We start from the raw sequence: 20,269 nt of genomic DNA on the forward strand, positions 1-20,269 counted from the left end.
CAATTTGGTAACGATAGCGTATTCTGCGCCTGCGTTCCTCGACCCGATGCGAGCGCATCCAACCGCGCTTGAGGGGCGAAACAAACCGCGGATTTCGTAAATTCTTTACTTTACAGCCATGCACACCTGTCGCATCCATTCCCACGGCAACCATCGAAATGAAGCAGCTTGACTGCAAGGAGGATCTCCATGGCCAAACAAAAAGTCGCAATGCTCACCGCCGGTGGATTGGCGCCCTGCCTGTCCTCAGCCGTTGGAGGGCTGATCCAGCGCTATACCGACGTGGCGCCCGATCTCGACATGATAGCCTATCGTTCTGGCTACCAGGGAGTTCTGCTGGCCGACAGCATCGCGGTGACACCGGCCATGCGCGAGCGCGCCCACCTTCTGCATCGCTATGGCGGTTCGCCGATCGGCAACAGCCGCGTAAAACTCACCAATGCCGCCGACTGCGTCAAGCGCGGCCTGGTCAAGGAAGGTGAAAACCCGCTGCGCGTCGCAGCCGAGCGCCTCGCATCCGATGGCGTCACCATTCTTCATACGATCGGCGGTGACGACACCAATACGACTGCGGCCGATCTCGCCGCCTATCTCGGCGCCAACGGCTACGATCTGACCGTGGTTGGCCTGCCGAAAACGGTCGACAACGACGTCGTGCCGATCCGCCAGTCTCTCGGCGCCTGGACGGCAGCCGAAGTCGGCGCGCATTTCTTTGACAATGTCAGCAACGAACAGACCGCAGCGCCTCGCACCTTGGTCATCCATGAAGTGATGGGACGCCACTGTGGCTGGCTGACGGCAGCCACTGCCCGCGCCTATATCCAGAAGACCAGCGCCAACGAGTATGTCGATGGCTTCATGATGAATGCCCAGATGAAGAGCATCGACGGCCTCTATCTGCCCGAACTGGACTTCGACATCGAAGGAGAAGGCGAGCGCCTGCGGACCATCATGGAAAAGACCGGCCAGGTAACGCTGTTCGTATCGGAAGGCGCGGCGCTTGACGCCATTGTCGCCGAACGCGAAGCCGCTGGCGAAACCATCAAGCGTGATGCCTTCGGCCACGTGAAGATCGACACCATCAATGTCGGTGGCTGGTTCCAGAAGCAATTTGCCTCGATCATCGGTGCCGAGCGTTCGATGGTGCAGAAGTCGGGCTACTTTGCCCGCTCCGCTCCCGCCAACGGCGACGATCTCCGCCTGATCCAGGGCATGGTCGATCTCGCAGTCGAAAGCGCGCTCAACAAGGTATCAGGTGTTACCGGCCATGACGAGGGCCAGGGCGGCAAGCTGCGCGTCATCGAATTCCCCCGCATCAAGGGCGGCAAGGCATTCGATATCTCACAAAAGTGGTTCACCGATGTGATGGGCCATATCGGACAAAAATACGCGCAAGCCTGATGGATTGCTAATCTACCGGATTGACGGATCGTAAATCCGATGTCTTTGCTGGCGGCGAAATAGGAATAGGGGAGGATTCCATGTCCATCGAAACCTGGCTCGCTTTCGCCGCCGCATCCTGCATTATGCTGGCCATACCAGGCCCGACTATCCTCCTTGTCATCTCCTATGCCCTCGGCCACGGCCGCAAAACGGCGCTGGCGACCGTTACCGGCGTGACGCTCGGCGACTTCACGGCGATGACTGCTTCCCTTGCCGGTCTTGGCGCTGTCCTCGCTACCTCGGCATCGCTGTTCACGATTCTCAAGCTCATCGGCGCGGCCTATCTCGTCTTCCTCGGAATCAAGCTTTGGCGAGCCCCGATCGTGACCGGGCCGATGGGTGATAACGACAATCTCCCTGAGGAAAAACCGTTAAAGATTATGCTGCACGCCTACGTTGTGACAGCCCTAAATCCAAAGAGTATCGTCTTCTTCGTTGCTTTCGTGCCGCAGTTCCTCGACATGTCGAAGCCATTTCTTGAGCAAACGCTTATTTTGGAGGCAACCTTCCTTACTCTGGCGGCATTGAATTCGCTGGTTTACGTCTTTGTCGCCGACATGGCGCGCGGGTTTATCCGCAAGGCAAGCGTGCAACGCGCTGTGAACAGAACGGGCGGAACCCTGTTGATTGCGGCCGGCGCGGTGACCGCCGGATACCGCCGAATGGCTGCTTGAGGTCGGCCAGGGTTGCGGCGCGATCACGGATAGGTTAATGGGGATTCATAATTTTATCGATCCTGTGACCGAATTGTGGGTCCTGTGACCGAATTGCATCGCAGATAGGTTTGGTTTTTTCGAAAGTGACAGAATGGTAGCGATCGGATTTCCCAGCCTGAAGCGCAGCGTTGCCGTATCGGCAATGATGTGCGGCGCTCTTGCCGGGTGTGCAAGCACTCAGCAGCAGACGTCTCAGGCAGATCTCCCGTCGGCACACACCAACGTGCCGCATCCGAATACGAGCCTGACCGCTAGTGGCGCAACTGCGCCTGCCGGCGGTGTAGCAATGGCCGCAGTTAACCCTGGTTTCATCGGGCCGCACCAGCCACAGCAGATAGCAATGGTAAAGTCCGGCCGGGTTACGGCCGGTACAGTAAACCAGCAGCAGATCGACGCCGCGCAGTCCCGTTTCGGCCAGCCCATGGTAGCAGCAGCAAACGCTCCCAACGATGGAGCCGTTGCCATCGCCGCAGCGACAGGCGCTCCTGCAGCCAATACGACTGCAGCCGCTGCCTATGCCGCGTCCGATGCGTCGCTTGTTCCTTCAGTCGTTGCGATCCCGATGCCCAATCCGGCCCGTCCTGGTGATGCGGCACTGATGCCGGTATCCGGTTCAGTTGTACAGGCAGAGCCCATCATTCCGATGACATCGGATGTCGGCGCTATCCAGGTCGCAGTACCCACGCCCCGCCCCGATTCCGTAGCTCAGGCCGAGGTAGCCTTCGCAACGCCGGCACAGATCGGTCTCCTGCGCTATGCAGACAACCGCCCGCACTACGATTTCAATTTCGACAGCACCGGCCCCACGGTCGTTCCGGCTGTCATGACCACCCAGAATTATGACTCTGACGTGCCGGCTGCCGAAAAGAGCTACGTCTCGAGGCTCATTCAGAAATACGCGAAGATTTACGAGATCCCGGAATCACTGATCCATCGCGTCGTTCACCGCGAGAGCCGCTACAATCCGAAAGCCTATAACAGGGCCGGCTATTTCGGCTTGATGCAGATCAAATACAACACCGCCAAGTCAATGGGCTACGAGGGACCGGCATCCGGCCTGCTCGATGCCGAGACGAACATCAAATACGCCGCCAAATATCTGCGCGGTGCCTGGATGACGGCCGACAGCAAGGCTGAAAACAAGGAAGCCAATGCCGTCCAGCTCTACGCCCGCGGCTATTACTACGACGCCAAGCGTAAGGGCCTGAGCGACGTCGCCAACGGCAACTATTGAATTTTCCAGAAGAGCTTACGAAGCCGGCCCTAGTTCGAGGCCGGCTTTATGACGTCCATGATCCGCTTCACCAGGATTTGCGGACGATAATCGGCCCAGGTCGGTGTCAGTCCCATGCGCACCACGACCAGATTGGCTGAGGGAACGATGGTGACAGTCTGGCCGTCGTGACCGGTCATCCAGAACGTATCCGCCGGCAGGCCGAACTGCGCATTTGAGCCGCCTGGACCTGCAAGCCAGGCCTGAACCTGCGAATACACGCCTTCGGAAGCCGTTGTCGGCGTGCGCATTGCACCAACGAAGCCTTCAGGTAGAAGACGACTTCCCTTCCAGACACCATCCTGGAGCAGGAACTGGCCGAAGCGCGCCCAGTCTCGAGCATTGGCATAGAGATAGGAGCTGCCGACGAAGGTTCCGCGCTCGTCGGCTTCGAATACCGCGCTATGCATACCGAGCGGCCCAAAGAGCGCCTCGCGCGGATAGGCTATCGCCGTACTCAAATTTGGAAGGCGGTTCATCCAGATCCGTGAAAGCAGCGTAGCAGTGCCGCTAGAATAGCTGAAACGCTCTCCGGGGGCCGCAACCTGGCGCGCATTGGCGACGATACTTGTCGTATCCGGGTCGAGGTAGAGCATCCGGGTCACGTCGGAAACACTGCCATAGGACTCGTTGAAAGCAAGACCGCTCTCCATGGCGAGGAGATCGCTGAGCTTGATGTCCTTGCGCGCATCGTCGCTCCATTGCGCAAGGAGATTTTGGTCATCGAAAGACATGCGGCCAGTCAGCATGAGGCGGCCGATGATGGCGGCATTGACCGTTTTGGTCATCGACCAGCCAATCAGGGGCGTTGTCTTGCTGAAGCCGTCGCCATAGGCCTCGGCAACGATATGCCCATCCTTGACGACGACGATCGCACGCATGGCCGGACCGGCTAGATCCGGATTGGTCACTATGTTGCCGAGCTTGGTGCCCTGCTCGTCCTGGCCGAGATTGACCGTGTCTCCATCCGGCCAAAGCGCATCGCTCTTCGGCGCCTTGATCTTGTTGAGGAAGACGGCGCTGCGTGCTGCCTGCAGATCACCATCGGGCACAGCAGTGCAGCCGAGCGCTCCGCGATAGAGCGCATAATTGGGCGCAAACATGCCGAGGAAACGTGCTCTGACCACCCCCTCGTCACGATCGACCGAAACCCGGATGAGTTTCAATGCCGGATTTCCGGGAGCCTGCACATCATCGGCCAGCACATGATCCGGGTCCCGCTTGGCGACGAACGTGTTCGAGCAGACAATCTTGGCGGCATAGCCATCACCGACCCTGAGCAGCTCCGGCGGATAGACGGACAGCCAGACGGCTCCGCCTGCGACAATGATCAGCAGCAAAACAACAAGTGCCCCGATCACTCTCGAAATCAAACGCATATTACATACCCTCCTAAAGGTACGCGGAGACAATCAGGAAACGCTGCAAGATGAAAGACCTATCGTCACCGAGGCTTCTCAAATAGGTGCGACAGCCCGTTTGCGCCAGATATACCAACAGGTCACGTCATCAGACTGTAGCATTGCCGCGTTACACGCCCTGAACCTTAAAAATCGGTAGCAAGACTCAGATGACGGAATTCGCCCCGGATGCCGGTCTCCAGAAGAACCGGAAACTCAAGGACGCTCTCCTACAGCACAAGGCGCTGTCGAAAGCAGGCTTCTCGGAGCGCCTTTTCGGGATGCTGTTTTCGGGCCTCGTCTATCCGCAGATCTGGGAAGATCCGGATGTCGACATGCAGGCGATGGAGCTTCAGTCGCATCATCGCATCGTGACGATCGGTTCGGGCGGCTGCAACATGCTCGCCTACCTCTCGCAGAGCCCCGCCTCGATCGATGTCGTTGACCTCAACCGTCACCATATCGCCTTGAACAAGCTGAAGCTCGCGGCCTTCCGGCTGCTGCCCGGCCACACCGATCTGGTGCGCTTCTTCGCGACGCCGGGCGTTGCCGCCAACAGCCACGCCTTTGACCAGTTCATCGCACCGCGGCTTGATGCTGCGACGGCATCCTACTGGGATGGCCGCGATCTCTACGGCCGCCGCCGCGTTACGGTCTTCAACCGCAACATCTACAAGACCGGCCTCCTAGGCCGTTTCATCGGTGCAGCCCATGTGCTGGCGCGCCTGCATGGCGTGCGCCTGGCCAAAATGACGGAAGCCCGCACGCTGCGCGAACAACGCCAGTTCTTCGAAAACGAGATCGCTCCGATCTTCGATCGGCCGGCGGTGCGCTGGTTGCTCGGCCGCAAGAGCTCGCTCTTCGGTCTCGGCATCCCGCCGCAGCAATATGACGAGCTAGCAAGCCTTGCCGGCGACGATTCCATCTCGGCCGTGCTGAAGCATCGCCTGGAAAAGCTCGCCTGTCATTTCCCGATGCGCGACAATTACTTCGCCTGGCAGGCCTTCGCACGCCGTTATGCAGGTCAGCATCAGGGACCCCTGCCCACCTATCTGAAGCCGGAGCATTATGCTGCGATCCGCGCCAATGCCGACCGCGTCGACGTGCATCATGCCAACTTCACCGAGCTGCTCGCTTCCAAGCCCGCCGCCTCGCGCGACCGTTACATCCTGCTCGATGCCCAGGATTGGATGACCGACGAACAGCTCAACAGCCTCTGGGCGGAAATCACCCGCACGGCCCGCGAAGGCGCCCGCGTTATCTTCCGCACGGCCGCTGAAAAGAGCATCATCGAGGGCCGCCTGTCTCCGGCCATCCGTGACCAGTGGGTCTATTTCGAAGAACGCTCACAGGAGCTTAACGCACTCGATCGTTCGGCCATCTACGGTGGCTTCCACATCTATGGGAAAAAAGCGTGAGCCAGGCGGACACGGGTATCGAAACCAGTTCCAACAATCATGCCAGGCTGATGGACGGCATGTACCGTTATCAGCGCCACATCTATGACCTGACCCGCAAATACTACCTGTTCGGGCGCGATCGCACCATCGCCCACCTGAACGTGCCCGACGGCGGCTCTCTGCTGGAAGTCGGTTGCGGCACGGGCCGCAATATGCTGCTGGCCTATCGCCGCTTTCCTTCCGCGAAACTCTATGGTCTGGACATCTCGCAGGAGATGTTGATCTCGGCACGCAGCAATTTTCGCGGCCTGAAGCAGATGCCGGATTTTCGCGTTGCCGACGCCACAGCCTTTTCGCCCTCCGACTTCGATGCCACCGGTTTTGACCGCGTGATGGTTTCCTACGCGCTGTCGATGATCCCGGACTGGAAGAGCGCAATCGATGCATCACTCGATGCCGTCGCGCCGGGTGGTGAACTCCACATCGTCGATTTCGGCCAGCAGGAAGGCTTGCCGGACTGGTTCCAGACCCTCCTCAAAGGCTGGCTGAGGAAGTTTCACGTCACTCCCCGCGCCGATCTCCTCACCGTTCTGGAAGAAAAAGCTAAAGCGCGCGGCATGTCGCTCAAGACCGAAAAAATCGGTCGTGGCTACGCCTGGCGAGCCGTTGTCACCAAGCACTCCGCTTGAACAGCGGGCGATTTCAGCGCAAAATCCATCCACACAATGTCGCAAGCATAAGAATTTGCTTGAAGATAACGCATTTTTTACGTTGATATGGTGAATAAAGTGGCAAGATCGGCTGCAAACAGCATGGTCCGCCGCTCTTCTGGATTCTCGGGGACCATGTTGCGGAAGCCAAATCTTGGGGCAGCCAGGTCACTCGCGTCATAACGGGATAAACATGCGCCGACTTTTGTTGTGCCTACTGCCGCTCGCCTTTTTCTTGAATGGCTGCACGACGGGCTATGACGCCCTCTCGACGACGTCCATTGCCAAGACCAGGTTCAGCGATACCAAGCCGCAGGATTTCGGCCGCGACCATCCTGGGCGCCATCCAATCCACGGTATCGATATTTCCAAATATCAGGGCGATATTGATTGGCAGGCCGTCAAGTCCTCCGGCGTCGCCTTTGCCTTCATCAAGGCGACGGAAGGCAAGGATCGGATCGATCCGCGCTTTACCGAATATTGGCGCCAAGCTGCTGCTGCGGGACTTCTTCATACCGCCTATCATTTCTACTATTTCTGCTCGACCGCTGACGATCAGGCAGACTGGTTCATCCGCAACGTACCGAAGGACGCCACAATGCTTCCGCCGGTCATCGATGTCGAATGGAATCCCAGCTCCCCGACCTGCCGTACCAGACCGGCCCCCGAAACGGTGCGGACGGAAATGAAGCGCTTCATGGATCGCCTCGAAGCCTATTACGGCAAGCGCCCGATCATCTACACTTCGGTTGACTTCCATCGCGAAAATCTCGCCGGTTATTTCAAGGATTACCACTTCTGGGTCCGCTCGGTCGCAAAGCATCCGAGGGAGATTTACGCGGACCGTGAGTGGGCCTTCTGGCAGTATACATCCACCGGTGTCATCCCCGGCATCAAGGGGCCAATGGATATCAATGTGTTTGCCGGTTCCGAACAGAACTGGCACAACTGGGTGGCGGCAGTACAGAAGCAAGGAAATTCTTCAGACTGAGACCAGTTCTCTCTTGCTTATGTCACAATCTTCTGTGAAAGCGACCCTATTCTATGACCAAAGAGGATCGCTCATGGACCGTCACACCATTCGACGCAGCGCGCTCGCGTTGATCTTCGCCTCAGCTGTCGCCGGCACGGCGATTGCTCAGAGTGCCGCTCCGGCCACCGTGCCGCCCGCAAGCAGCGACGCTACTCCCAAAGCGGCCTGCGGCGGCGATCTTGCGGCCTTTCTGGCTGGAGTGAAAACCGAGGCGATTGCCGATGGCGCAGACGCTGCATCGGCCGACAAGACATTTGCCGGCGCGCAGATCGACCCCAAGGTTCTGGCGATGGATCGTAGCCAGGGCGTATTCCGCCAGACCTTCCTCGAATTCTCACAACGCACCGTCAGCCAGGGTCGTCTCGATATCGGTCGCCAGAAGATGAAGCAATATGCCGACGTCTTCGCCAAGGCTGAAAAGGATTATGGTGTTCCCCCCGGTGTCATCACTGCTTTCTGGGCAATGGAGACCGATTTCGGTGCCGTTCAAGGCAATTTCAACACCCGCAACGCCCTGGTCACCCTCGCTCACGACTGCCGCCGGCCGGAATTCTTCCGCCCTCGCCTCATCGCGCTGATCGAATTGGTGCAGCGCGGCGATGTCGACCCTGCCACAACGACAGGTGCATGGGCCGGCGAAATCGGCCAGACGCAGATGCTGCCGCCCGACATCATTGCCTACGGCACGGATGGTGATGGCGACGGCCACGTCAATCTGAAGACAAGCGCCCCCGACGTCATCCTGACCACGGCACGGTTCCTCCAGCATCTCGGCTTCATACGCGACCAACCCTGGCTGCAGGAGGTTGCTGTCCCGGACAATCTCCCATGGGAAAAATCCGGCATCGGCGGTACGCTGACGGCGGGCGACTGGTTCAAGCTGGGCGTCAAACCACGTGATGGCAATACGAAGTTCGAGTCGCTGCCGGCCGCTCTCATTCTGCCGCAGGGCCGCAAAGGCCCGGCTTTCCTGACCTATCCGAACTACAACACCTATCTCGGATGGAACCAGTCGTTCATCTACACGACATCGGCTGCCTATTTCGCCACCCGTTTTGCCGGCGCTCCTCCCTACAACAAGGGTACGCCTGAGCCAGGTCTGAACGACGTCGACATGAAGGCGCTTCAGACCAAGCTCGTGGCGCGTGGCTACGATGTCGGCAAGATCGACGGCATTCTCGGCTCCGGCACCCGCATCGCCATCCAGAAGGAACAGTTCCGCCTCGGCATGCCCGCAGACGGCTGGGCGACCTCGGCACTGCTCAACGCTCTCTGAGCCTACCTGTATCTTGATCGAAAAGGCGGCCACAAGCCGCCTTTTTTGTTTGTCATCTCATCACTCGTCTTCGGCGAACGGCTCCGGGCATGGGGAGGCTGATTGCCCGTCGAGGTGCGGCCCTACAGCGAAAATTTGTGATCTGCGGCCGAAATCGGATGATGTGTTAACACTTATTCACAACCGAACCGAGCAGGAGACGGTGCCATTTTTGCGCTAAAAATCAAGCATTTGCGACGGCATAGTGATTCAAAATGCAAACGGCATATCGCGCCGCAGCATCGAATTTACTTTTCAAGCGACACATTTTCGACATAAAATTTACCGGCTGACTAAGGAGGAAGACATGGGATTGACGCGATCCATCAACGTCCTGGTGGTCGGTGCGGCCTTCGTTTTCGTCGTAACGATGCTCTTCATCTGACGACGGGGCGAAACCCACAGGCGACCCAACTCCGAAAGCTAACAAAACATCTATTCCATTAGAAAAGCGCATGCCCGAGACGGGCATGCGCTTTTTCATGCATTCGTTTCGATCGCTATTTCAGGCCGCGGCACCGGCGCGGGCATCCACCCTGCGCTGAAGCCCCAGGCGCTCCAGGACAGCGGAGACGAGCGGTGAGCGGTTCATCGTATAGAGATGAAATTCGTGAATGCCCCGGCGCATCAGATCCTGGATCTGCTCTGCGGCCACATCGGCGGCAACGCTGGCGCGCTCATCGGTATTTTCGTCGAGACCCTCAAAACGCTGATCGAGCGCCACCGGAATGCTGGTGCCGCAAGCGCCAGCGAAGCGCTTCAGCTGCGTCAGGTTCTGGATCGGCATGATGCCGGGAACGACCGGAATGACGATGCCGGCAGCACGAACGCGATCATGATAACGCTCGAAGGCGTCATTATCGAAGAAGAATTGTGTCAGGGCACGATCAGCGCCGTTGTCAGCCTTGCGCTTCAGCATATCGATGTCGGCCGCGGTATCGCGGCTCTCGGGATGCTTTTCCGGATAGGCGGAGACGGAGATATCGAAATCGCCGCGCTCGCGCAGCGCCGCCACCAGATCGGCCGCGTTGGCATAGCCGCCCGGATGCGGTTGATAGGCGGAGCCGACACCACCGGGCGGATCGCCGCGCAAGGCAACGAAACGGCGAACGCCGGTAGCGAGAAACTCGTCGATGACCCGATGCGTGTCCTCACGGGTCGCGCCGACGCAGGTCAGATGTGACGCGGTCGTGAACGGCGTCTCGTGGATCATCTTGCGCACGGCCGAAAGGGTCGGCGCCTTGGTAGACCCGCCTGCCCCGTAGGTCACCGAAACGAATTCGGGCTCCCAATCGCTAAGGTCCGCAACCGTATTCCACAGCTGCTGCTCGGCCTCTTCCGACTTCGGCGGAAAGAACTCGAAGGAAATGCGGATGCCGCTCTGGCTGTTTTCGGATTTCGAAGACATGTCAAACTCTCCCGGCAAGAATGGGGGACGACTGGTGGCCCTGGTCGGAGGCGATCAACAGCCGCGGGTCGCGCGCCAGCCAGATCGTGACGGTCAGCATCTGGCCGCTCTCCCTCCCCGAATGAAGATCCTGCACCTGCTCGACATCGAGCCCCGCCAATTTCAGCCAATCGGATATGGTCTGATGCGAGAAGCCGAGACGCAGATGCGCATGTTCGTCACGCAGATATTCAAGCCCGTGCGGCGCAAGGTCGATGATCACAAGCCGGCCGCCGGGCCGCAGCATTCGCGCCGCCTCCGCAACCGCGATCTCGGGCTGATCAAGGAAGTGCAGCACCTGGTGAATGGTGATCAGATCGAAATCCTGCTGCTCGAGCGGCAGGTTGAAAATGTCGCCATGGCGTACAGAAGCAGCCGTGATGTTGGAGCGATCGAGGTTGGCACGCGCCACGGCAAGCATATCACGGCTGGCATCGATACCGACGGCGCGCCGATAATGACCTGCCAAAAGCTGCAGCATGCGCCCGGTGCCTGTGCCGAGGTCGAGAAACGAGTCGATCGGCTGCGGGCCAATCAGATCAATCAGCACCTTGTCGACATCTTCGTCGGCGGCATGCAGGCGGCGCAGCTCGTCCCACTCGGCGGCATTGCGGCTGAAATAGGCCTGCGCACGCTCGGCACGGACGCGCTTGACGGCAGAAAGACGCTCTCCGTCACGCAACAGAACCGCATCCTTTTCAGCGGTGTGGCGCAGAAGAGTGCGCGCCAGCGTGACGGCCTTGCCTTCCTGCTTCAAGCGGAAATAGGCCCAGGCGCCTTCCTGATAACGATCGATCAGGCCGGCCTCTCCGAGCAGCTTCAGATGCCTGGAGATGCGGGGCTGCGACTGGCCGAGAATTTCGGTAAGATCGGTGACTGTGAGATCGCTGGCGACGAGCAGCGCCATCAGACGCAGCCGCGTCGGCTCGCCGACCGCCTTCAGTACGTCCACAACATCGTCTAAGCCGAGCTTCACCAGATCCGTCATTCGACACCCAATCAAGATATAAAGATATCTTTATGTGATTTGAGCGCATTCTGCAAGAGCCAATCGGCAACCAAGCTCGTTCGACGTCGGAAATCTGTTAATTTCTGCCGAGAACGGAACATCGGATTTCACCGCCAGACAAACAAAAACCCCGGACAAGCCGGGGTTTTCGAAGAGCGGAAACAAGAGCTTATCGCGTCAGTCTCTTGTAGGTGACGCGGCTCGGATTGATGCTGTCGACGCCGAGGCGGCGCATCTTGTCCTGTTCGTAATCCTCGAAGTTACCTTCGAACCATTCGACATGGCTGTCGCCTTCAAAAGCGAGGATATGCGTCGCCAGACGGTCGAGGAACATGCGATCGTGGCTGATGATAACAGCGCAGCCGGCGAAGTTTTCGAGAGCGATCTCAAGTGCGCCCAGCGTTTCCGTATCAAGGTCGTTTGTGGGTTCGTCGAGGAGCAGCACGTTGCCGCCGGCCTTCAGCATCTTGGCAAGATGCACGCGGTTGCGCTGGCCGCCCGAGAGGTTGCCGACCTTCTGTTGCTGATCGCCGCCCTTGAAGTTGAAGGTTGCGCAATAGGCACGCGAATTCATTTCATACTTGCCGAGCTTGATGACTTCGGCACCGCCGGAGATCTCCTCCCAGACGGTCTTGTTGCCGTCGAGTGCATCGCGGCTCTGGTCGACATAACCGAGGTGAACGGTGTCGCCGATCCGGATAGAACCGCTATCCGGCTTTTCCTGGCCGGTGATCATGCGGAAGAGCGTCGTCTTGCCGGCGCCGTTCGCACCGATCACGCCGACGATGCCGCCGGGCGGCAGCTTCAGCGACAGGTCTTCGATCAACACGCGGTCGCCATAACCCTTGGTGATGCCTTCCATTTCGATGACCACCTGGCCGAGACGCTCGCCTACCGGAATGATGATCTGCGCATCGCCGGGACGCTGGTTCTCGGCGGCATCGACCAGCTCGTCATAGGCGCGGATACGGGCCTTGGACTTCGACTGGCGGGCCTTCGGGCTGGACGCGATCCATTCCTGTTCGCGCGCGATCGCCTTCTGGCGACCGGCTTCTTCGCGGCCTTCCTGCTGCATGCGCTTTGCCTTGGCCAGCAGGTACGAGGAGTAGTTGCCCTCGTAAGGAATGCCGCGACCGCGGTCGAGTTCGAGGATCCAGCCGGTGACGTTATCCAGGAAGTAGCGATCGTGGGTAATCATCAGCACGGCGCCCGGATAGGCACGCAGGTGCTTTTCCAGCCAGGCGATGGTTTCGGCGTCGAGGTGGTTGGTCGGTTCGTCGAGCAGTAGCACGTCGGGCTGCGACAGCAGCAGCTTGCACAAGGCAAGACGGCGACGCTCGCCGCCCGAAAGCTTGGTGACATCGGCATCGCCGGGCGGGCAACGCAGCGCATCCATCGCCATTTCAACCTGGCTTTCGAGATCCCAGAGGTTCTGGCTGTCGATGATATCCTGGAGCTTGGCGCCCTCTTCCGCCGTCTCATCGGAATAGTTCATCATCAGTTCGTTATAGCGGTTGAGAACGTCGGTCTTGGCCGCGACGCCTTCCATGACGTTTTCGAGCGCCGTCTTCGTAGGATCGAGGTGCGGCTCCTGTGCCAGATATCCGATGGTAGCGCCTTCGGCCAACCAGGCTTCGCCGGTATATTCCTTGTCGAGACCGGCCATGATGCGCAGTACAGTCGACTTACCCGCACCGTTCGGGCCGAGAATACCGATCTTGGCGTCGGGGTAGAAGGAGAGATGAATATTCTCCAGGATTTTCTTGGCGCCATAGGCCTTATTCAGACCGGCCATATGATAAATGAACTGACGTGCCATAGCTTGGGTTACTCCACGGGCGGATAACATTGCGAATTGTGCCGCTATGTAGGCGAAACCCCGCCCTCGGGCAACGGCGAAACCTTATCCGAGGGCATTTATCCGCGTCACAAAGGCCGGAATAAGTCAGAAACCGGCTGCATCCACCACGCCGCGATCGCAGCCGAACGCCGTACTGCCGGCACCCTGGATCAGTTTTGCGAGCCGAGGCTCATTGCCCTGTTGCTGATCGAGAGCGTCTTCGGAGAGACCGATCGTCAGTTCCGAGATCATTCTGACATTGCCGACGCGACGGCAGCTCATCTTGATGCGCGCATTGGCACCCTCGCCGAAGCTCTGGTCGAAAGCGGCCTTGATGCTTTCCGCATCCAGTTCCTTGCCGATATTCTGAGCGAAAAGTTCACGCACGGCGGATGCGTTGAGCTCGTTGATCAGACCCGCCGCGGTCGAGAAGTAATCGTCGGCACTAAGCTTCGTGCAGGTGCCGTGCTTGATCCATTCGTGACGCTCGAGGCCCGATTGCGTACCCGGCATCACCTTGTCGAGCTTCGCCTTGACGTCCTGCGACAGCTGCACTGCCGGCAGATCCTTCCAATCGCTGCTGCGATCCGCCTGCTTCAGATCATCCGAAACGTCGCAATATTCCTGCCGCATCGGCCAGAGGCCATGCAGGGAGAAATTCGTGGCATCGTGATTGCTCGACGACTGGTTCCGGCATTCCGCCTTCTTCTGGTTCGTCGCACAAAATGCCGGCTCCCAGCTTGCCGCCAGGATGAAGCGTGTCCGCCCCCGGCTGTGCTCCTGCGCCACTGCACTCGCGACTGTCCCGACCGAAAGGAGCACAACCGCAAATATCCGAAGCAAATGCTTCATTCCACGCCTCCAACTAGAACATTATAGGAACAAATAAGCAGTTTGCTTTTGCGCATGCAACCCTGAATCACAGGGCTCGAAAGATTTATTTCTGTGGGCTTCGATGACTGTCCATTGCAATCACCAGGATGATAACCTCTCGTCCGATTGGGGAGGAACCATGCATGTTCGCCGAAACGCAACGCCTGCAAAGCCCGACGGGCGCGACGATTGCCTATCATCATTCGCCAGCAAAGGGCGAGGCGCGCGGAATCCTCCTGATATCCCATGGCCTCGCCGAACATTCGCGCCGCTATGAAGCTTTCGCTGATGCCATGGCCACCCAGGGCTTCCATGTCTATGCCCCCGATCACCGCGGCCATGGCGAAACGGTTGCCGTCGATGCGCCTATCGGCCGTTTCGCCCAGCGAGATGGCGTCGATCAGGTTATGGCAGATGTGCTTGCCATGAGAGAGCTCGCCGCAACCACTTATCCGGGCCGGCCAATCATCCTGTTCGGTCATTCCATGGGTGGATTGATCAGCCTCAATACAGCTGTCACCTATCCGGATAAATTCGATGCCGTTACGGTCTGGAATTCGAATTTCCATCCGGGCCTTGCCGGCCGCGCCGCCCAGCTCATCTTGAAGACCGAACGCATGTTCAAGGGGTCAGACGTTCCAAGCGGGCCACTGCCAAAACTGACCTTCGGCGCCTGGGGCAAATCCATCCCGAACCGCCGCACCGAGTTCGATTGGCTGTCGCGCATCCCCGAACAGGTGGACAAGTACATCGCCGATCCACTCTGCGGCTTCGATGCATCCGTTTCGCTCTGGCTTGATATATTCGAACTCAGCTTTCGCGCCCCGCAAAAGGCCTATCTCGACCAGCTGCGGCACGACATGCCGATCCATCTCATCGGCGGCGGCAAGGACCCGGCGACAGACAACGGAAAAGCAATTTCCTGGCTGTCAAATCATTTGAAAAACGCCGGCTTCTCTCATATTACAACCAAGATCCACCCGGACATGCGGCACGAGACGCTGAACGAAATCGGTGCCGACCAAGCCATTGCCGACTTTGCTAACTGGTGCAAAGAGGTCGTGGCAAGGAACTGATTCTCAAAGGAACTCTCCAATGAATGCCAACAGCGGCTCCTCGCTTCGATTGCCGCAATCGGAGCTGACGTTCGGCCTGTTGATGATGTTCCTCTCCGTCGTCCTATCGCCGATCATGGACATCTTCTCCAAACTCGCGGCAACCACCATTCCGCCGGCCGAAGTCACCGCCGCACGCTTCATCTTTCAGTCGCTCTTTGCCCTGCCGATGATGGCCGTGCGCGGACAGTGGGGCGTATGGTCATGGCGCCAAAGCGGCGTGCACGCGCTCCGCGCTGCGCTTTTGACGCTGTCCATGGTCTCGTTCGTGACTGCGCTGCAGGTCATGGAAGTGGCCGATGCCATCGCCATCTTTTTCGTCGAGCCGATGATGCTGACCATTTTGAGCAGCATCTTCCTCAAGGAAACCATCGGCTGGCGCCGTTACACAGCCTGTGCCGTCGGCTTCCTTGGCGCCATGCTCATCATCCAGCCAAGCTTTCAGGAGGTGGGCTTCGTTGCCCTTTTGCCCGTCGTCACCGCGCTCTGCGTTGCAGTTTACGTGATGATCACGCGCGTCGTGTCCCACCGCGAAGACGCGTGGCCCATGCAGTTCCAAACAGGCATATGGGGCACCGGCCTCAGCCTGATCCTGCTTGGCATCGGCAAGGCGACGGGATCCGCAATCCTTCATCCGGTTATTCCGGATCTGACGGCGATGCTCTATTTGCTCGGCGTTGGCGTCACGGCAGCGGCCTCGGGCATTCTTACGGTCTATGCCTATCGCGCTGTCCAGGCTTCGAAGCTCGCGCCCCTGCAATATTTCGAAATCATCTCGGCGACGATCTTCGGCTGGGTGGTGTTCCATAACTTTCCGGATGCGATCAAATGGCTCGGCATCCTCATCATTATGGGCTCCGGGCTCTATATCCTCTGGCGCGAGCAGCGCTTTGCTTCCAAGCCCGTATCCGATACATCTGAAACAGCATTCACGCCCTAAGCGAGAGAGCGGATCGACATGACGGACCAGAAAACCAAGAAACCTCCGCTTTCCGGTATTCGTGTCATCGAGCTTGCCCGCGTCCTTGCAGGCCCCTGGGCGGGCCAGATGCTGGCCGATCTCGGCGCTGACGTCATTAAGGTGGAAAATCCGGACGGAGGCGACGACACCCGCCAATGGGGCCCTCCCTTCGTTGAGGGCAAGGATGGCGAAAACCTATCCGCCGCCTATTATCATTCTGCCAATCGCGGCAAGCGCTCCATCACAGCCGATCTTAGGACTGAGGAAGGACAGGAGCTGGTACGCCGGCTAGTCAAGACAGCCGACGTCGTCATCGAAAACTTCAAGCTCGGCGGCCTGATCAAATACGGCCTCGACTATGAAAGCCTGAAAAAGATCAATCCGAGGATCGTCTACTGCTCGATCACCGGCTTCGGACAGACCGGCCCCTATGCCGGCCTGGCAGGCTATGACTATATCGTCCAGGGCATGTCCGGTTTCATGTCGATCACCGGCGAGCCGGAGGGGCAGCCAGTCAAGGCAGGCGTTGCGATTGCCGACATCTTCACCGGCATCTATGCCGTCTCGGCGATCGAGGCGGCACTGATACACGCACTAAAGACCGGTGAAGGCCAGCTCGTCGACATGGCCCTGCTTGACGTGCAATCGGCCGTTCTTGCCAATCAGAACATGAACTATCTGATCTCGGGAAAGCCACCTGTCCGCCTAGGCAATGCCCATCCCAACATCTCGCCCTACGAAGTCGTTCCCACCGCCGATGGCTACCTCATTCTGGCTGTGGGCAATGACGGGCAGTTCCGCCGCCTCTGCGCAATCCTCGGCCTCGATAGCCAGGCCGACGACGAGCGCTACGCAACTAACAAGGCTCGCGTCGCCCATCGCAACGACGTTCGCGCATTCATATCGGCAAGGACGCTGACCTGGAACAAATCGGATCTGCTGAAGATCTGTGAGGATAATGCCGTTCCGGCCGGCGCGATCAATACGATCGAGGATATGTTCGCCGATCCGCAGATCAAAGCGCGCGGCCTGCGCATCGATCTCGAGGATGCGGCCGGCACCATGATCCCAAGCGTGCGTACGCCGATCGTGCTTTCCGAGACGCCGTTGGCCTATTCACGGCCAAGCCCGCGTCTTGGCGAACATCAGGAGGAGGTTCTGGCCGAATTGGCCGAACTGGAGGGGAAGGCGAAGATATGAAGCGAACAGGCGGCCAACTCATCGTCGAAGCTTTGAAGGCCAATGACGTCAAGCGCATATCCTGCGTACCCGGCGAGAGCTTTCTTGCCGTGCTCGACGCGCTGCATGACAGCGACATCAAGGTCCTCGTCTGCCGTCAGGAGGGTGGTGCGGCGATGATGGCGGATGCCTGGGGGCGCCTGACGGGAGAGCCGGGCATCTGCATGGTCACCCGCGGCCCCGGAGCCACCAATGCCTCCGCCGGCCTCCACATCGCCCGGCAGGATTCGATCCCGATGATCCTCTTCATCGGCCAGGTGCAGCGCGATGCCCGTGAGCGCGAAGCGTTTCAGGAAGTGGAGTTCCGCCGCGCCCTTACCGAATATGCGAAATGGGTCGGAGAGATCGACGATGCCGCCCGTATTCCGGAATTCGTCACCCGCGCCTTCGCTTTGGCGACGTCGGGTCGCCCCGGCCCGGTCGTGCTGACCTTGCCCGAGGACATGCTGCGCGATGAAGTCGAAGCGCCAGACGCAAGGCCGTATGTGCCTGTCGCCGCGCATCCCGGCCGCAGCCAGCTCGCCGACTTCAATCAACGCCTCCTTAGAGCTGAACGCCCGATGGTTATTCTTGGCGGCACGCGCTGGGATGAGGAAGCGGTTGTCGGCATCCGGCAGTTCGCCGAGCGTTTCAAGCTGCCGGTCGGCTGTTCCTTCCGTCGCCAGATGCTGTTCGATCATCTGCATCCGAACTATGCCGGCGATGTCGGGATCGGTATCAATCCGGCGCTCGCCAAGGAAATCAAGGAGGCGGATCTGCTCATCCTTCTGGGCGGTCGTCTCTCCGAAATGCCCTCCTCCGGCTATACGCTGGTCGATATCCCCTACCCGCGCCAGCAACTCGTCCATGTATATCCCGATCCGTCCGAGCTCGGTCGGGTCTACCGTCCAGACCTGGCGATCTGCGCCAGCCCTGCCGATTTCGTCGCAGCTCTCGCCGATCTGGATACTCCGAGCGAACCACGCTGGGGCGAGCGCACCGAACGCATGCACGCCGTCTACCTAGCATGGTCGACAACGCCGGAGAAAAGCCCCGGCTCGGTTCACATGGGCCGCATCATGGACTGGATCGAGGCCAACACACCTGATGATGCGATCTTCACCAACGGCGCCGGCAACTACGCGACCTGGTTGCATCGCTTTCACCGTTTCCGCCGCTTCAACACCCAGGCGGCCCCCGCTTCCGGCTCGATGGGCTACGGCCTGCCGGCAGCGGTTGCCGCCAAGCAGCTGTTTCCGCAGCGCGAGGTGATCTGCTTTGCCGGCGATGGCTGTTTCATGATGCACGGTCAGGAGTTTGCGACCGCCGTCCAATATGATCTGCCGCTGATCGCGCTTGTTATCAACAACGGCATGTATGGCACCATCCGCATGCATCAGGAGCGGGAATATCCCGGCCGCGTCAGCGCCACGGCGCTCCGGAACCCGGACTTTGCCGCCCTCGCCCGAGCCTATGGCGGCCACGGCGAAACCGCGAAGGCGACGGAAGAATTCGGCCCGGCCTTCGAGCGAGCCCGCGCCAGCGGCAAGCCGGCGATCATCGAGATCGCGCTCGATCCGGAAGCGATCACGCCCTCGCGCACCCTGACGGAAATCGCGCAAACGAAAGGCCGGTGAGCGCGAGCCCACCGGCCTTCCAAACAATAGGCTGGATCAACTTAGTCGACGGCAGCGATCACGATGAACTCGACCTTGTACTTCGGTGCGGCGAGCTTGGCTTCGCTGGTCGCACGAGCCGGTGTATTGGCCGGATCGACCCAGGCCTCCCAGGCAGCGTTCATTTCGGCGAAATAGGAAATGTCCGAGAGGTAGATGAGCGTCTGCAGGATCTTCGACTTGTTGGAGCCGGCGGCTGCGAGCAGGCGATCAACTTCAGCCAGTGCCGACTTGCACTGATCGGTGACGCTTTCGCCTTCGCCAACCTGGCCTGCGAGATAGACGGTGTTGCCGTGAATGACAGCGCCGCTCATGCGGGCGCCAACGTCGATACGCTTGATGCTCATGGTTTTCTCCTGATGTTGTTCTGAGGCAAAATGAGCGAAGAGCATGGCTGTGGCCTACCCTTCAATCTCAAGATTGGAAATACGCCCGCTCAGCCGCGGATATGATGCGTCTTTTGATAGATCGCCGTCGAGCGCGCGCCGGAGCGGCAATAGCCAAGCATCGGCCGCGGGAATTCGTCCAGCGCATCGACCATGCCCTGCACGGCCTCTTCGGTGACGCCCATGGGGCCAACCGGCACATGGGTGATCTCGAGACCGAGTTCCTTGGCACGGGCCTCGATGGCGCCAAACGGCGTCTGATCCAGGCTCTCGCCATCCGGGCGATGGCAGACGAGAGACTTGAAACCCAGGGCCTTGATCTGGTCGAGATCCTCTACGGTGATCTGGCCAGATACCGAGTATTCATCGTCGATCGGGCGGATATCCATGGTTCATGTCCTCTCTAAAACCGAGGGCTTTGATCTACGCCGCGACAGGGCGAGCGTCAACCGCT

At 59.3% G+C, this 20,269-nt stretch carries 19 protein-coding genes; 11 read left to right on the forward strand and 8 right to left on the reverse strand.

The window, feature by feature from the left end; translation table 11 throughout:
- Nucleotides 1-189 precede the first annotated feature (189 nt).
- The 3 genes from ACQZ6F_RS08335 to ACQZ6F_RS08345 all read left to right on the forward strand — a co-directional run bounded on the left by ACQZ6F_RS08335 (nucleotide 190) and on the right by ACQZ6F_RS08345 (nucleotide 3,393).
- A complete protein-coding gene (locus ACQZ6F_RS08335) occupies nucleotides 190-1,401 on the forward strand; it encodes a pyrophosphate--fructose-6-phosphate 1-phosphotransferase (protein ID WP_449092144.1) in 1,212 nt (403 codons plus the stop codon).
- 80 nt (nucleotides 1,402-1,481) lie between these two features.
- A complete protein-coding gene (locus ACQZ6F_RS08340) occupies nucleotides 1,482-2,117 on the forward strand; it encodes a LysE family translocator (RefSeq protein ID WP_449092143.1) in 636 nt (211 codons plus the stop codon).
- Nucleotides 2,118-2,250: 133 nt separating this feature from the next.
- Nucleotides 2,251-3,393: a transglycosylase SLT domain-containing protein gene (locus tag ACQZ6F_RS08345; RefSeq protein ID WP_449092142.1), complete on the forward strand. Its 1,143-nt coding sequence runs from the start codon at nucleotides 2,251-2,253 to the stop codon at nucleotides 3,391-3,393.
- A gap of 29 nt (nucleotides 3,394-3,422) precedes the next feature.
- Here ACQZ6F_RS08345 and ACQZ6F_RS08350 read toward each other — a convergent pair whose 3' ends face one another.
- Nucleotides 3,423-4,811: a serine hydrolase domain-containing protein gene (locus tag ACQZ6F_RS08350; RefSeq protein WP_077469077.1), complete on the reverse strand. Its 1,389-nt coding sequence runs from the start codon at nucleotides 4,809-4,811 to the stop codon at nucleotides 3,423-3,425.
- A gap of 191 nt (nucleotides 4,812-5,002) precedes the next feature.
- On the opposite strand from ACQZ6F_RS08350, the gene ACQZ6F_RS08355 reads away from it, so the two are divergent.
- From ACQZ6F_RS08355 to ACQZ6F_RS08370, 4 genes are all read left to right on the forward strand, one after another.
- On the forward strand, nucleotides 5,003-6,250 hold the full coding sequence (locus ACQZ6F_RS08355) for a DUF3419 family protein (RefSeq protein WP_449092141.1): 1,248 nt from the start codon (nucleotides 5,003-5,005) through the stop codon (nucleotides 6,248-6,250).
- Nucleotides 6,247-6,921, forward strand: coding sequence for a class I SAM-dependent methyltransferase (locus ACQZ6F_RS08360; protein ID WP_449092140.1), 675 nt, complete (start codon nucleotides 6,247-6,249; stop codon nucleotides 6,919-6,921). Before ACQZ6F_RS08355 ends, ACQZ6F_RS08360 begins: the two co-directional genes overlap by 4 nt.
- Before the next feature lie 214 nt (nucleotides 6,922-7,135).
- The gene (locus ACQZ6F_RS08365; RefSeq protein ID WP_077469082.1) at nucleotides 7,136-7,933 is read left to right on the forward strand and encodes a glycoside hydrolase family 25 protein; all 798 of its coding nucleotides are present in this window, start codon (nucleotides 7,136-7,138) and stop codon (nucleotides 7,931-7,933) included.
- Nucleotides 7,934-8,006: 73 nt separating this feature from the next.
- The gene (locus tag ACQZ6F_RS08370) at nucleotides 8,007-9,251 is read left to right on the forward strand and encodes a lytic murein transglycosylase (protein WP_449092139.1); all 1,245 of its coding nucleotides are present in this window, start codon (nucleotides 8,007-8,009) and stop codon (nucleotides 9,249-9,251) included.
- Nucleotides 9,252-9,474: 223 nt separating this feature from the next.
- Here the strand turns inward: ACQZ6F_RS08370 and ACQZ6F_RS08375 are convergent, their stop codons facing one another.
- The 5 genes from ACQZ6F_RS08375 to ACQZ6F_RS08395 all read right to left on the reverse strand — a co-directional run bounded on the left by ACQZ6F_RS08375 (nucleotide 9,475) and on the right by ACQZ6F_RS08395 (nucleotide 14,438).
- Complete coding sequence (locus tag ACQZ6F_RS08375) at nucleotides 9,475-9,774, reverse strand: hypothetical protein (RefSeq protein ID WP_449092138.1); 300 nt, start codon at nucleotides 9,772-9,774, stop codon at nucleotides 9,475-9,477.
- Between the two features lie 21 nt (nucleotides 9,775-9,795).
- Nucleotides 9,796-10,698: a methylenetetrahydrofolate reductase [NAD(P)H] gene (metF, locus tag ACQZ6F_RS08380; RefSeq protein ID WP_449092137.1), complete on the reverse strand. Its 903-nt coding sequence runs from the start codon at nucleotides 10,696-10,698 to the stop codon at nucleotides 9,796-9,798.
- A gap of 1 nt (nucleotide 10,699) precedes the next feature.
- A complete protein-coding gene (locus ACQZ6F_RS08385) occupies nucleotides 10,700-11,725 on the reverse strand; it encodes an ArsR/SmtB family transcription factor (RefSeq protein ID WP_077469089.1) in 1,026 nt (341 codons plus the stop codon).
- Nucleotides 11,726-11,915: 190 nt separating this feature from the next.
- Nucleotides 11,916-13,565, reverse strand: coding sequence for an energy-dependent translational throttle protein EttA (ettA, locus tag ACQZ6F_RS08390; protein WP_068398331.1), 1,650 nt, complete (start codon nucleotides 13,563-13,565; stop codon nucleotides 11,916-11,918).
- A gap of 126 nt (nucleotides 13,566-13,691) precedes the next feature.
- Nucleotides 13,692-14,438: a ribonuclease T2 family protein gene (locus ACQZ6F_RS08395; protein WP_077469091.1), complete on the reverse strand. Its 747-nt coding sequence runs from the start codon at nucleotides 14,436-14,438 to the stop codon at nucleotides 13,692-13,694.
- A gap of 164 nt (nucleotides 14,439-14,602) precedes the next feature.
- On the opposite strand from ACQZ6F_RS08395, the gene ACQZ6F_RS08400 reads away from it, so the two are divergent.
- From ACQZ6F_RS08400 to ACQZ6F_RS08415, 4 genes are read left to right on the forward strand one after another with little or no spacing between them, the layout of a single operon-like run.
- Complete coding sequence (locus ACQZ6F_RS08400; protein ID WP_449092136.1) at nucleotides 14,603-15,535, forward strand: alpha/beta hydrolase; 933 nt, start codon at nucleotides 14,603-14,605, stop codon at nucleotides 15,533-15,535.
- Between the two features lie 19 nt (nucleotides 15,536-15,554).
- Nucleotides 15,555-16,514: a DMT family transporter gene (locus tag ACQZ6F_RS08405; protein ID WP_449092135.1), complete on the forward strand. Its 960-nt coding sequence runs from the start codon at nucleotides 15,555-15,557 to the stop codon at nucleotides 16,512-16,514.
- 18 nt (nucleotides 16,515-16,532) lie between these two features.
- Nucleotides 16,533-17,735: a succinate--glutarate CoA-transferase gene (gene caiB / locus ACQZ6F_RS08410; RefSeq protein ID WP_077469097.1), complete on the forward strand. Its 1,203-nt coding sequence runs from the start codon at nucleotides 16,533-16,535 to the stop codon at nucleotides 17,733-17,735.
- Nucleotides 17,732-19,390 carry a thiamine pyrophosphate-binding protein gene (locus tag ACQZ6F_RS08415; RefSeq protein WP_449092134.1) on the forward strand — a complete coding sequence of 553 codons (1,659 nt, stop codon included), beginning with the start codon at nucleotides 17,732-17,734 and terminating at the stop codon, nucleotides 19,388-19,390. Before caiB ends, ACQZ6F_RS08415 begins: the two co-directional genes overlap by 4 nt.
- 41 nt (nucleotides 19,391-19,431) lie before the next feature.
- On the opposite strand, the gene ACQZ6F_RS08420 is transcribed toward ACQZ6F_RS08415, so the two are convergent.
- Nucleotides 19,432-19,776, reverse strand: coding sequence for a RidA family protein (locus ACQZ6F_RS08420; RefSeq protein ID WP_449092133.1), 345 nt, complete (start codon nucleotides 19,774-19,776; stop codon nucleotides 19,432-19,434).
- Between the two features lie 89 nt (nucleotides 19,777-19,865).
- The gene (locus ACQZ6F_RS08425) at nucleotides 19,866-20,204 is read right to left on the reverse strand and encodes a TIGR01244 family sulfur transferase (RefSeq protein WP_449092132.1); all 339 of its coding nucleotides are present in this window, start codon (nucleotides 20,202-20,204) and stop codon (nucleotides 19,866-19,868) included.
- Nucleotides 20,205-20,269 lie beyond the last annotated feature (65 nt).

This window comes from Rhizobium sp. A22-96, from assembly GCF_053521805.1.